The organism is Micromonospora sp. NBRC 110037, assembly GCF_001652995.1.
Taxonomy (GTDB): Bacteria; Actinomycetota; Actinomycetes; order Mycobacteriales; family Micromonosporaceae; genus Micromonospora; species Micromonospora chalcea.
This window is the reverse complement of the sequence record NZ_BBVA01000002.1, coordinates 1,593,617-1,605,987: the sequence shown is the minus strand read 5'-3', so window position 1 is coordinate 1,605,987 and position 12,371 is coordinate 1,593,617. Positions and strand designations below refer to the sequence as shown.

The 12,371-nt window shown below is 73.7% G+C and carries 12 protein-coding genes and 1 riboswitch; of the genes, 7 read left to right on the top strand and 5 right to left on the bottom strand.

What is annotated here, in order from left to right:
• Positions 1 to 11: 11 nt before the first annotated feature.
• Both A4R25_RS06330 and A4R25_RS06325 read left to right on the top strand, forming a co-directional pair.
• Positions 12 to 1,043, top strand: coding sequence for a hypothetical protein (locus A4R25_RS06330; protein WP_064445952.1), 1,032 nt, complete (start codon positions 12 to 14; stop codon positions 1,041 to 1,043).
• Between the two features lie 93 nt (positions 1,044 to 1,136).
• Positions 1,137 to 2,003, top strand: coding sequence for a bifunctional 5,10-methylenetetrahydrofolate dehydrogenase/5,10-methenyltetrahydrofolate cyclohydrolase (locus tag A4R25_RS06325; RefSeq protein WP_064445951.1), 867 nt, complete (start codon positions 1,137 to 1,139; stop codon positions 2,001 to 2,003).
• A 3-nt stretch (positions 2,004 to 2,006) separates the two neighbouring features.
• On the opposite strand, the gene A4R25_RS06320 is transcribed toward A4R25_RS06325, so the two are convergent.
• Positions 2,007 to 2,786: an endonuclease/exonuclease/phosphatase family protein gene (locus tag A4R25_RS06320; RefSeq protein ID WP_064445950.1), complete on the bottom strand. Its 780-nt coding sequence runs from the start codon at positions 2,784 to 2,786 to the stop codon at positions 2,007 to 2,009.
• A gap of 174 nt (positions 2,787 to 2,960) precedes the next feature.
• On the opposite strand from A4R25_RS06320, the gene A4R25_RS06315 reads away from it, so the two are divergent.
• Positions 2,961 to 3,731, top strand: a complete 771-nt coding sequence (locus tag A4R25_RS06315; protein WP_176722890.1) for a TSUP family transporter — start codon at positions 2,961 to 2,963, stop codon at positions 3,729 to 3,731.
• The gene (locus A4R25_RS32015; RefSeq protein ID WP_064445949.1) at positions 3,716 to 4,519 is read left to right on the top strand and encodes a GNAT family N-acetyltransferase; all 804 of its coding nucleotides are present in this window, start codon (positions 3,716 to 3,718) and stop codon (positions 4,517 to 4,519) included. Before A4R25_RS06315 ends, A4R25_RS32015 begins: the two co-directional genes overlap by 16 nt.
• On the opposite strand, the gene def is transcribed toward A4R25_RS32015, so the two are convergent.
• On the bottom strand, positions 4,499 to 5,008 hold the full coding sequence (gene def / locus A4R25_RS06305; RefSeq protein ID WP_064445948.1) for a peptide deformylase: 510 nt from the start codon (positions 5,006 to 5,008) through the stop codon (positions 4,499 to 4,501). The two genes, A4R25_RS32015 and def, sit on opposite strands and share 21 nt — an antisense overlap.
• 99 nt (positions 5,009 to 5,107) lie before the next feature.
• On the opposite strand from def, the gene pip reads away from it, so the two are divergent.
• The gene (gene pip, locus A4R25_RS06300) at positions 5,108 to 6,055 is read left to right on the top strand and encodes a prolyl aminopeptidase (protein WP_064445947.1); all 948 of its coding nucleotides are present in this window, start codon (positions 5,108 to 5,110) and stop codon (positions 6,053 to 6,055) included.
• A gap of 54 nt (positions 6,056 to 6,109) precedes the next feature.
• Here the strand turns inward: pip and A4R25_RS06295 are convergent, their stop codons facing one another.
• Positions 6,110 to 7,306 carry a chorismate-binding protein gene (locus A4R25_RS06295; protein ID WP_064445946.1) on the bottom strand — a complete coding sequence of 399 codons (1,197 nt, stop codon included), beginning with the start codon at positions 7,304 to 7,306 and terminating at the stop codon, positions 6,110 to 6,112.
• A gap of 123 nt (positions 7,307 to 7,429) precedes the next feature.
• Between A4R25_RS06295 and A4R25_RS06290 the strand changes: the two genes are divergently transcribed.
• On the top strand, positions 7,430 to 7,630 hold the full coding sequence (locus tag A4R25_RS06290) for a DUF5999 family protein (protein WP_013286363.1): 201 nt from the start codon (positions 7,430 to 7,432) through the stop codon (positions 7,628 to 7,630).
• A gap of 94 nt (positions 7,631 to 7,724) precedes the next feature.
• Here the strand turns inward: A4R25_RS06290 and gcvP are convergent, their stop codons facing one another.
• Entirely contained in the window at positions 7,725 to 10,547 is a 2,823-nt protein-coding gene (gene gcvP, locus A4R25_RS06285) for an aminomethyl-transferring glycine dehydrogenase (RefSeq protein WP_064445945.1), read from the bottom strand.
• Positions 10,548 to 10,619: 72 nt separating this feature from the next.
• Positions 10,620 to 10,711, bottom strand: a riboswitch (glycine riboswitch).
• A 59-nt stretch (positions 10,712 to 10,770) separates the two neighbouring features.
• Positions 10,771 to 11,613 (bottom strand): NAD-dependent protein deacetylase, encoded by an 843-nt coding sequence (locus A4R25_RS06280; RefSeq protein ID WP_064445944.1) that lies wholly within the window; start codon positions 11,611 to 11,613, stop codon positions 10,771 to 10,773.
• Between the two features lie 80 nt (positions 11,614 to 11,693).
• Between A4R25_RS06280 and A4R25_RS06275 the strand changes: the two genes are divergently transcribed.
• Positions 11,694 to 12,350 carry an NAD(P)H-binding protein gene (locus A4R25_RS06275; protein WP_043323996.1) on the top strand — a complete coding sequence of 219 codons (657 nt, stop codon included), beginning with the start codon at positions 11,694 to 11,696 and terminating at the stop codon, positions 12,348 to 12,350.
• Positions 12,351 to 12,371: the final 21 nt, after the last annotated feature.

The window sequence follows — 12,371 nt, the reverse complement described above, 5'->3', positions numbered from 1 at the left end:
GGATCGGGCGGATGCGGGTGGGTGCGGCGCGGGCGGTGGCGGCCGGGTGGGTACGGGAGCGGATGCGCGTCGATCCGGCGATCGAGGGGGCGTTCTTCAGCGGGTCGACTGTGGGGTTGCCGGACGACGCGTTGTTGCCGCGGTGGTCGGACGTGGACGTGTTGCTGGTGCGCCGGGAGCCCGGCGTGAAGGTGGGCAAGTTCGTGTATCGGGGGGTGCTGCTGGAGGTCAGCACGATCACGTGGGCGGAGTTGGGCGGCCCGGAGGATGTGCTGGGGTCGTGGGTGTTCGCGCCGATGTTGCGTACCGATGGGGTGATCGCGGATCCGTCGGGCCGGTTGAGCGCGGTGCGGGAGCGGGTGGCGGCGGGGTTCGCGGATCCGGTGTGGGTGCGGGCGCGGTGTGCGGGTGTGCGGCGGCGGATCGAGGCCGGGTTGTGGGCGGTCGACGCCGAGCTGCCAACCGCGGAGCAGGTGTTGGCGTGGGTGTTTCCGACGTCGTTGCTGGCGGTGTGGCCGGCGGTGGCGGGGCTGGTGGATCCGACGGTGCGGCGGCGGTACGTGCGGGCGGAGCGCGTGTTGTCGCGGTTCGGGTTCGCCGGTCGGTATCCGGGGTTGCTGGACACGCTCGACGGCGGCGGGGCGGGTGTGGACGTGGCGCGGGTGCGGGCGCATCTGGCCGGGTTGGCGGTGGTGTTCGACGAGGTGGCGCGGTTGCCGCGGGAGGGGTTCGCGTTCGGGGCGGATCTGGGTGCGGCGGGGCGTCCGGTGGTGTTCGACGGTGCGGTTGAGCTGATCGGGGCGGGCCGGCATCGGGAGGCGATGTTCTGGGTGCTGGTGACGTACGCGCGGTGTCATGTGGTGTTGGGCGCGGTGGCGCCGGAGCGGGAGCGGGCGTTGCGGCCGGCGTTCCAGGCGGTGCTGGCGGATCTGGGTGTGGCGTCGGCGGCGGATCGGCGGCGGCGGGCGGACGGTCTGCTGGCGGCGTTGCCGGGGTGGCAGGTGGTGGTGGATGCGGTGGCGGCGGAGGCTGTGGCAGGCTGAGGGGGAACGCGACTGGCGGCACGGGGATGGGTGAACCATCGGGGAGCTCGTCGTGGGGGTCGACCGCCTGGGCCCCTGCGGGCGAGGTGTCGTATGTCTTCTGCGCGGTTGTTGCCGGGTGCTCCGGTGGCGGAGCGGGTGTTGTCGGAGGTCGCCGCGTCGGTGGCCGAGTTGCGTGCGGCGGGGGTGACGCCGGCGCTGGCGACGGTGCTGGTGGGTGACGACGACGCGAGCGCGGGTTATATCCGGATCAAGCAACGCCAGGCGGCGGAGTTGGGTTTCGTGTCGCCGCACGTGCATCTGCCGGCGTCGGCGTCGCAGGCGGATCTGCATGCGGTGCTGGCGGATTTCAACGCGGACGCCACGGTCCACGGGGTGCTGGTGCAGTATCCGATCCCGGGTCATCTGGACTACGACCGGGCGTTGGCGGTGCTGGATCCGGACAAGGACGTGGACGGGATGCATCCGGTGAACATGGGCCGGCTGGCGTTGGGGTTGCCGGGTCCGTTGCCGTGTACGCCGGCGGGGATCGAGGCGTTGCTGGCGTTTCACGGTGTGCCGGTGGCGGGCCGGGAGGTGGTGATCCTGGGCCGGGGTGCGACGTTGGGTCGGCCGCTTGCGATGTTGCTGGCGCAGAAGCGGCCGACGGCGAACGCTGCGGTGACTGTGGTGCACACGGGGGTGGCGGACTGGCCGCGGTACACGCGGCGGGCGGAGATCCTGATCGCGGCGGCGGGGGTGCCGGGGATCGTGCGGCCGGAGCATGTGCGTCCGGGTGCGGTGGTGGTCGGTGGTGGGGTGCGGTACGAGGGGCGGCGGTTGTTGCCGGACGTGGACGAGTCGTGTGCCGAGGTGGCGGGTGCGATCACGCCGCGTGTGGGCGGGGTGGGTCCGACGACTGTGGCGATGTTGTTCCGTAACGCGGTCGACGCGGCGCGGCGGCAGGCCGGGCTGGGTTGAGCGTCAGCCGAGGTCGACGACGAGGGGCCGGTGGTCGGAGATGGTGGCCAGCGGTGTGTGGACGGCGGTGACGGGTGGGAGCCGGTCGAGGGCGTGCCGGTCGGCGAGGATGTGGTCGAGTTGGACGCGGGGTTGCCCGGCCGGGTAGGTGGGGCGGCGGGCGAGGGGTCGCCAGCGGGTGAGCGCGGCGGCGGGTCCGGCGGGCAGGTTGAGGTCGCCGAGCAGGATCCGGGGTGCGGGCAGGGTGCGCAGGGCGCGGATGACGCGGCGTAGTTGCCAGATGTTCCAGCCGGGGACGAAGGACAGGTGGGTGGCGGCGACGGTGAGGGGGCCGTGGGGGGTGTCGAGGACGGCGGCGAGCACGACGCGGGGTTCGTCGCGGAGCAGGATGAGGCCGCCGCCGGGTCCGGGTGCGTAGATGGGTGAGCGGACGGGGGCGGCGCGTAGGCGGGTGACCTGCCAGGAGCGGACGGGGTGGCGGCTGATCAGGCCGATGCCGTAGAGGGGTTCGCCGTGGCCGTCGTCGTCGTGGGTGAGGGGGCGGAACTGTTCTCCGGGGGTGCCGACGACGGCGGCGGCGAAGCGGTGGTGGTCGGCGTGCAGGGCGCGGGCGGCCAGGGCGGTGAGGTCGAGTTTGCCGCTGCGGGTCTGGTCGCGGTCGACTTCCTGGAGGGCGAGGACGTCGGCGTCGAGGGCGGTGACGGCGGCGGTGAGCCGGTCGGGGTCGACGAGTCCGTCGGTGAGGGATCGGCCGTGCAGCAGGTTGAAGGTGGCCAGGCGCACCTGGACACCCTACGTCGTCGTGGCAGTCTTGCCGGGTGCTGAGACTGTTGTGCTGTTCGATGCTGGTGTTCGTGGCGGTGGGGTCGGTGGGGGTGTGGTTGCGGCGTCGTCGGGGCCGGTGAGGCTTGCCACAGGTGGCGTTGTCGCTGGTGGCGGGGTGGGCAGAATGCGGCGGTGGATGCCCTGTCGTTGACGACGTTGCTGACCGCTGCCCTTGTCGCGGGGTGGGTGGACGCGGTGGTGGGTGGCGGTGGTCTGTTGTTGTTGCCGGCGTTGCTGGTGGCGGCGCCGGGTGTGCCGGTGGCGACGGCGTTGGGCACGAACAAGCTGGCGGCGATTTTCGGTACGTCGACGGCGGCGGTGACGTATGCGCGGCGGACGAAGCTGGACTGGGGTGTGGCGGGTCCGGCGGCGGGGTTGGCGGTGCTGACGGCGGGGTTGGGTGCGGCGCTTGCGGGTGCGGTGCCGGGTGGCGCGTACCGGCCGGTGGTGCTTGTGGTGCTGGTGGCGGTGGCGGTGTTCGTGATGGCGCGGCCGTCGCTGGGTGTGGTGTCGTCGCCGCGGCGCACGCCGGGGCGGGTGGTGGTGGCGGTGGCGGTGGCCGGGTTGGGCATCGCCCTGTACGACGGGTTGATCGGGCCGGGTACGGGCACGTTTCTGGTGTTGGCGTTCACGGCGATTCTGGGTTCGGATTTCGTGCACGCGTCGGCGATGGCGAAGGTGGTGAACGCGGGTACGAATCTGGGTGCGCTTGTGGTGTTCGGGTTGACGGGGCACGTGTGGTGGGCGTTGGGTGCGGCGATGGCGGTGTGCAACGTGGTGGGGGCGGCGGTGGGCGCGCGGATGGCGTTGCGGCGGGGTGCGGGGTTCGTGCGGGTGGTGCTGCTGGTGGTGGTGCTGGCGTTGGTGGCCCGGTTGGGTTACGACCAGTGGTTGGCGGGCTGATCGCGGTGGCGGTGCGGGCGGAGCACGATCGGGCGGTGCTGGCGGGTCTGCTGGGCCGGGATCCGGTGTTGCACGCGTACCAGTTGGGTGATCTGGACGATTTCTTCTGGCCGTACACGTCGTGGTTCCGGCGTGGCGACCAGGTGGTGTTGCTGTATCACGGGGTGGAGTTGCCGACGTTGCTGGCGTTCGCGGCGCCGGATCGGGTGCCGGAGTTGGCGGGGTTGCTGGCGGAGGCGGCGCCGGTGTTGCCGGCGCGGATGTGGGCGCACCTGTCCCCCGGTCTGGAGGCGGTGGTGGGCCGCTGGTTCGTGGTGTCGGAGGCGGCGGCGCATCACCGGATGGCGTTGACGGATCCAGGTCGGTTGGCGGCGGCGCCGGCGGTGGGTGAGCCGTTGGGGCCGGCGGACGCGGCGGAGCTTTCCGGGTTGTACGCGGTGGCGTATCCGGGGAACTGGTTCGATCCGCGGATGCTGGACACGGGCCAGTACGTGGGCGTGCGGGAGGACGGCCGGCTGGTGGCGGTGGCGGGCGTGCACGTGTTCTCGCCGCGGTGGCGGGTGGCGGCGCTGGGGAACGTGACGACGCATCCGGACGTGCGGGGTCGGGGTCTGGGCGCGGGGGTGGTGGCGGCGTTGTGCGCGCGGCTGCGCACGTCGGTGGATCATGTGACGCTCAACGTGCGGGCGGACAACGCGGCGGCGGTGCGGCTGTACGAGCGGTTGGGGTTCTCCCGGGTGGCCGGGTTCACCGAGTGCGCGTTGACGTCAGCGGCCGCGGCTGGGTGAGTCGAACCGGCCGGCGCGGATCTCGCGCAGGGCCCGGCGGCGGGTGTCGCCGCGCAGGGTGTCGACGTAGAGGCGTCCGCGCAGGTGGTCGGTCTCGTGTTGCAGGGCGCGGGCGAGGAAGCCGCTGCCGGTGATGGTGAGGGGTTCGCCGTGCTGGTCGTAGCCGTGGGCGGTGGCGTGCAGGGCGCGGGGGGTCGGGAAGTACAGGCCGGGGATGGACAGGCAGCCCTCGTCGTCGTCCTGGAGTTCGTCGGACAGTTCCAACGTGGGGTTGATCATGTGGCCGCGCCGGCCGTCGGCGTCGTAGACGAACACCTGGGCGTTGACGCCGATCTGGGGCGCGGCGACGCCGGCGCGTCCGGGTGCGCCGAGCAGCGTGTCCATCAGGTCGGTGACGAGGGCGCGCAGTTCGGCGTCGAAGCTGGTGACGGGTTCGCTGGGGGTGCGCAGCACGGGGTCGCCGATGATCCGGATCGGGCGCATAGTCATGTCCGGAAGGCTATCCGTTGCTTACCGCGCGGTGGGGGGCACCCGCCGGGGCGGCGACGCTCGTAGGGTGTGCGGACACCGACGCTGGGAGGCCGCCGCATGTATCCGCCGATCGAGCCGTACGCCCAGGGGATGCTGGACGTCGGGGACGGGCAGCGCGTGTACTGGGAGACGTGCGGCAATCCGGACGGCCGGCCGGCGCTTGTGGTGCACGGCGGTCCGGGTTCGGGCGCGGGCGCGGGGTGGCGGCGGCTGTTCGACCCAGCCGCGTACCGGATCGTGTTGTTCGACCAGCGTGGCTGTGGGCGCAGCACTCCCCTGGCGTCGGATCCGGCCACGGACCTGTCGGTGAACACCACCGCGCATCTGCTGGCCGACATGGAGGCGCTGCGCGCGCACCTGGGGATCGACAGGTGGCTGCTGTGCGGCGCGTCGTGGGGGTCGTCGCTGGCGCTGGCGTACGCGCAGCGGCACCCGCAGCGGGTCACCGCGCTGGTGCTGTTCAGCGTGGTCGCCAACACCAGCCGGGAGATCGAGTGGTTGACCCGGGACATGGGCCGGGTGTTCCCGCAGGAGTGGGCGCGGTTCCGTGACGGGGTGCCGGAGGCCGACCGGGACGGTGACCTGTCGGCGGCGTACGCGCGGCTGCTCGACGACCCGGACCCGGCGGTGCGGGAGCGGGCGGCGCGGGACTGGTGCGACTGGGAGGACGTGCACGTGTCCCTCGCGGGCGGGTACGCGCCGGATCCGCGGTTCGCCGATCCGGTGTTCCGGTACGGGTTCGCCCGGCTGGTGACGCACTACTTCGCGAACCGGGGTTTCCAGCCGGACGGGCAGGTGCTGCGCGACGCGGGCCGCCTGGCGGGCATTCCGGGGGTGCTGGTGCAGGGCCGGCTGGATGTCAGCGGCCCGCCGGACATCGCGTGGCTGCTAACCCGGGACTGGCCTGATGCGCGGCTGGAGATCGTGGAGTCCGGCGGGCACGGCGGCGGGCACGGCATCGGCGAGCGGGTGGTCGCCGCCCTGGACGCGTTCGCCGCCGGCTGAGCCGCCGCGCACGGCCGCTACCGGCCGGCGGAGCCGCCGCGAGCGGGCCGGCCGTCAGCCGGCGAGCAGGGCGCGGATCGGGGCGGCTTTGGCGGCGGCCTCGGCGACCTCGGCGGCCGGGTCGCTGTCCCAGGTGATGCCCCCGCCGGCCCACAGGTGCAGCAGGTCGCCGTCGGCGGCGGCGGTGCGGATGGTCAGGCCCAGGTCGAGGCGGTCGGGTCCGACCCAGCCGAGCGCGCCCATGCTCGCGCCGCGTCCGACCGGCTCCAGCGCGGCGATCTGCGCCAGCGCGGCGCGTTTGGGCGCGCCGGTGACCGAGCCGCCGGGGCAGACCGCGCGCAGCAGGTCGGCCAGGCCGAGGCCGTCGGCGGGCGCCGCGGACACCGTGGACTCCGCCTGCCACAGGTCACACCAGCGGCGTACGGCGAACAGCTCGTCGACGCGCACCGAGCCGGTGCGGGCGACGCGGGCCAGGTCGTTGCGTTCCAGGTCGACGATCATGACGTGTTCGGCGCGTTCCTTGGCGGAGGCGAGCAGCTCGCGGCGGCCGGCGGGGGTGGCCGGGCGGGTGCCCTTGATGGGGCGGGTGACCAGGCGGCCGTGTTCGACGGCGATGAGGGTTTCCGGGGAGGCGCAGCCGAGCGCCCAGCCGGGGCCGTGCAGGGTGCCGCCGTAGCGGGCGCCGGGCAGCGCGGCGAGGCGGGCCAGCGCCGGCCGGGGGTCGCCGGTGTACGGGGCGGCGGCGTGGCCGACGAGGTTGGTCTGGTAGACGTCGCCGCGGGCGATGGCGGCGCGGACCACGTCGACGGCGGCGGCGTGCGCGGCCGGGGTCCAGCTGTCGCGCCACGGTCCGAGCCGCCACCCGCCGGCGTGGGCCGGTGGCGGGGTCGGCGTGGGCCGGTCGGTGTGGTGGTAGACGACCACGACCAGGTCTGGCAGCGTCGGCGCGGGGCTCGGCGCGCCGGGCGACACGCCGAGGGTGTACGCGCCGGCGGCGGCGGACAGGTAGAGCGCCGCGCCGCAGACCGCGTCGTCGGGGTCGTGGCGGCCGGGGCGGGTGAGGTCGTCGCGGGTGACGCCGTGCGCGGCGAGGAAGCGTTGTGCCAGGTCGGCGGGGTCGCCGCCGTCGGTGGCGGACCAGTGCAGGCGGGCCGTCTCGACCAGTCGGCGACGGCATCCGGGCGGGGCGCCGGGGGTATCGACCTCCACCTGTGGGAGCGCTTCCACAACGTCTGGCCCGTTACGGGTCATCCGTTCAGCCCATTCTCGGTGAACAAGACGCATCCTTGCTCGTTGCCGCTCAGTTTTCCTTGGTACTGTGCGTCACTGGTCATGTGAACCATGACACAGTGCCCCCACAGTCCGGAGAACCCGATGTGTCAGCACCAGCCCACCTGCCCCTCCGCCGACGCGACCGACCGCGAGGCCGCCCGCGTCCTCGCCTGCTTCCCTGAGCAGGGCTGGAGCCTGCTCTGCAACGGTGTCATCGTCTTCGAGGACACCGGTGAGCTGCTCCCCGACGGACGCACCATCGCCCCGCACCGGGGTCCGGCCCGTCACGCTCTCGTGGCCTGAGCCATCACGCAGCGTCAGTGAGCGTACGCGCCGGTCATGACCGGCCGGCGCGCCGGCCGGGGCGGCGAGAGCCCACCGCCCCGGCGTTCGCCGCTCAGTCCTCGAACGCCTCCGGCGCGGGACACGAGCAGACCAGGTTCCGGTCGCCGTACGCGCCGTCGACGCGCCGCACCGGAGGCCAGTAGCGGCCCGCCCGGTCCACGCCCGCCGGGTAGGCGCCCACCGACCGCGGGTACGGGTGCGGCCACTCGTCGGCCGACACCATCGCCGCGGTGTGCGGCGCGTTGGACAGCGGGTTGTCCCCCGCCGGCCACTCCCCCGAGCCGACCTTGTCGATCTCCGCCCGGATCGCGATCATCGCGTCGCAGAAGCGGTCCAGCTCGGCCAGGTCCTCACTCTCGGTCGGCTCCACCATCAGCGTCCCGGCCACCGGGAACGACATCGTCGGCGCGTGGAAGCCGTAGTCGATCAGCCGCTTCGCCACGTCGTCGACGCTGACGCCGGTGGCCTTGGTCAGCGGCCGCAGGTCCAGGATGCACTCGTGCGCGACCAGGCCCTTGTTGCCGGCGTACAGCACCGGGAAGTGGTTACGCAGCCGCGCCGCCACGTAGTTCGCGGCCAGGACGGCCACGCCGGTGGCGCGGGCCAGCCCGTCGGCGCCCATCATCCGCAGGTACGCCCACGGGATCGGCAGGATCCCCGCCGACCCGTGGTTGGCCGCCGAGATCGCCGGCCGCCCGTCGGCGCGGGCACCGAGGGGGTCGCCAGGCAGGAACGGCGCCAGGTGCGAACGCACCGCCACCGGCCCGACGCCGGGGCCGCCGCCGCCGTGCGGAATGCAGAACGTCTTGTGCAGGTTCAGGTGCGACACGTCCGCGCCGAACCGGCCCGGCTTGGCGAACCCGACCAGCGCGTTGAGGTTCGCGCCGTCGACGTACACCTGACCGCCGGCGTCGTGGACCTTCGCGCACAACTGCGCGATGCCGGTCTCGTACACGCCGTGCGTCGACGGGTACGTCACCATGATCGCGGCGAGCGCGTCCCGGTGCTTGTCGATCTTCGCGTCGAGGTCGACCAGGTCGACGTTGCCGTCGGCGTCGCAGCCGACCACCACGACCCGCATGCCGGCCATCACGGCGGACGCGGCGTTGGTGCCGTGCGCCGACGACGGGATCAGGCACACGTCGCGGTGGGCCTCGCCGCGCTCGCGGTGGTAGCCGCGGATCGCCAGCAGCCCGGCCAGCTCACCCTGCGACCCGGCGTTGGGTTGCACGCTGACCGCGTCGTAGCCGGTGACCTCGGCCAGCCAGCCCTCCAGCTGCGCGATCAGCTCCCGGTACCCGGTGGTCTGCGCGTTCGGCGCGAACGGGTGCAGGTGCGCGAACTCCGGCCAGGTGATCGGTTCCATCTCGGTGGTGGCGTTGAGCTTCATCGTGCACGACCCCAGCGGGATCATGCCGCGGTCCAGCGCGTAGTCGAAGTCGGCCAGGCGGCGCAGGTAGCGCAGCATCGCCGTCTCCGAGTGGTGGCTGTGGAACACCGGGTGGGTGAGGAAGTCCGACGTGCGGGCCAGCCCGCCGGGCAGGGCCGCGTCCACCTCGCCGTCGAACCCGTCGACGCCGAACGCCGCCCACACCGCCTGCAGGTGCGCGGGCGTGGTGGTCTCGTCGCAGGAGATGCCGACCCGGTCGGCGTCGACCAGCCGCAGGTTCACGTTGCGCGCCGCGGCGGCGGCCACCACGTCGGCGGCCCGGCCCGGCACGGTCGCGGTGACGGTGTCGAAGAACGCGACGTCCGCGACCTGAACGCCGCCGGCGCGCAGCCCGGCCGCGAGCCGCGCCGCCGCCTCGTGGGTACGCCGGGCGATGGCGCGCAGCCCGTCCGGGCCGTGGTAGACGGCGTACATGCCGGCCATCACGGCGAGGAGCACCTGCGCGGTGCAGATGTTGCTGGTCGCCTTCTCCCGCCGGATGTGCTGCTCGCGGGTCTGCAACGCCAGCCGGTACGCCGGGTTGCCGTCGGCGTCGCGGGACACCCCGACCAAGCGGCCCGGCAGCATCCGCTCCAGGCCGGAGCGCACCGCCAGGTAACCGGCGTGCGGACCGCCGAAGCCCATCGGCACACCGAACCGCTGGGTGGTGCCGGCGGCGATGTCGGCGCCGATCTCGCCCGGCGGGCGCAGCAGCGTCAACGCCAGCAGATCCGCGGCGACCGTCACCAGCGCGCCCACGCCGTGCGCCGCGTCGACCAGCGCCCGGTCGTCGCGGACCGCGCCGGACGCGCCCGGGTACTGCAGGTGCAGGCCGAAGAACTCCGCCGGCAGCTCGTCACGCTCCACGTCGATCACCCGCACGTCGATGCCGAGGGGCTCGGCGCGGCTCGTGATCACCGCGACGGTCTGCGGCAGCGCGTCGGCGTCGACGACGTACACCGGGCTCTTGCTCCTGGACGCGCGGCGCGCGAGGGTCATCGCCTCGGCCGCGGCGGTGCCCTCGTCGAGCATCGAGGCGTTCGCAGTGGCCAGACCGGTCAGGTCGGTGACCATGGTCTGGAAGTTCAGCAGCGCCTCCAACCGGCCCTGGCTGATCTCCGGCTGGTACGGCGTGTACGCGGTGTACCAGGCGGGGTTCTCCAGCACGTTGCGGCGGATCACCGCCGGGGTGTGCGTGCCGTGGTAACCCAGACCGATCATGGACACGGCGACGGTGTTGCGGGACGCGAGGGCGCGCAGCTCGGCGATCGCCTCCCGCTCACTGGCCGGGGCGGGCAGGTCCAGGGTGCCGTGCCAGCGGATCACCTCGGGGATCGCGGCGTCCATCAGCTCGTCGACGGAGCCGTAACCGACGGCCTCCAGCATCCGGCGCTCGTCGGCCGGGCCGGGGCCGATGTGCCGGTCGGCGAACTGCTCTGCGGTCATGCGCTGCGCTCCTTGGGGGGCGAGGTCGACGGGTCGGCCTCCCCCTGAGTCGCGCTGACGCGCTCCACAGCGCCTGCCCACGTGGTCCTTTTGCCTGAGAGGTTCCGGGGAGAATCTGCCCCTTCGGCGCCGCCGGGATCGGCGGTCTCTCCCACGTGGGTGGTACCGGCACCCCCAACGCTACCAGCGGGCGTGTTTCCGGCTCATGTCCCGGGGTTGTCGATCACACCGGCGCCGGGGCCGCCGCGCACCGGTCCGCCAGCGCGCGCAGGGTGGCGCCCAGCGGCGCGTCCAGGCGCAGCGCCGCGTAGGTGTCGCCGCGGGTGACGCCCTGGTTGACGATCGCCACCGGGATGCCGTGGCGGGCCGCGCGCAGCACGAACCGCCGCCCCGACATCACCGTCAACGACGACCCCAGCACCAGCAGCGCCCGGGCCCCCTCCACCAGGGCGAAACAGTCGGCCACCCGCGACGCGGGCACCGTCTCGCCGAAGAACACCACGTCCGGTTTCAGCATGCCGGTGCCGCACAGCGCGCAGTCGACCGTGCGGAACCCGGCCACCGCCTCGTCCGGCAGGTCCACGTCGCCGTCGGGGTTGACGTGCGCCACCCGCGCGTCGAAACCCGGGTTCGCCTCCGACAGGCGCCGGTGCAGCTCCTCGCGGCCGGTGGCGTTGCCGCAGTCCAGGCACGTCACCTCGTCGAGGCGGCCGTGCAACTCGATCACGCCGGTGGCGCCGGCGGCGGTGTGCAACCCGTCGACGTTCTGCGTGATGATGCCGCCGAGCAGCCCGGCCGCCTGCAGCCGCGCCACCGCCCGGTGCCCCTCGTTCGGCGCCGCCCGCGCGATGGTCTGCCAGCCCAGGTGGCTGCGCGCCCAGTACCGCCGCCGCGCCAGCGGATCCCGGGTGAACTCCTGGTACGTCATCGGGGTGTGCCGGCGGGACGCGCCGCTGGGCCCCCGGTAGTCCGGAATGCCCGACTCGGTGGACAGGCCCGCGCCGCTGAGCACCACCACGTCCCCGGCGGCCACCAGCCGCGCCAACGCCTCGAACGCCTCACTCACCCGTCCATGGTCCCTCGCCGGACCCGCACCTCCCACCCGGACGCCCGGCGGGGCGCGCCCGGCCGGGCTACGTTGATCGCATGCGCGTCGTCATCGCCGGAGGGCACGGCAAAATCGCCAAACTGCTGGAGCGGGAACTGGCCGGACGCGGAGACACCGCGCTCGGGCTCATCCGCAACCCCGACCACGCCGCCGCGCTACGTGCCGCCGGCGCCGAACCGGTCCTCTGCGACCTGGAACACACCGACGTCGACACCCTCGCCGCCCACCTGGCCGGCGCCGACGCCGTCGTGTTCGCCGCCGGCGCCGGACCGGGCAGCGGCGCCGCCCGCAAGGACACCGTCGACCGCGGCGCCGCAGTGCTGCTCGCCGACGCCGCCGCACAAGCCGGCGTACGCCGCTACCTGCTGGTCTCCTCCATGGGCGTGGACGACGCACCCGCCGACGGCACCGACGACGTGTGGGCGGCGTACCTGCGGGCCAAGAAAGCCGCCGAGGACGACATCACCGGCCGGGACCTCGACGTGACGGTGCTGCGGCCCGGCCGGCTCACCGACGACGAACCCGAAGGCCGCATCACGCTGGCCCGGCACGTCACCGGCGGCGCGATCAGCCGCGCCGACGTCGCCCGGGTCCTGCTGGCCCTGCTCTACGCCCCCGGCACCGCCGGGCACACCCTCGAACTGGTCGGCGGCGACACGCCCATCGCCGAAGCGATCACCGCCGTCACCACCTGAGCCGTACCGCCCGGCCCGCCG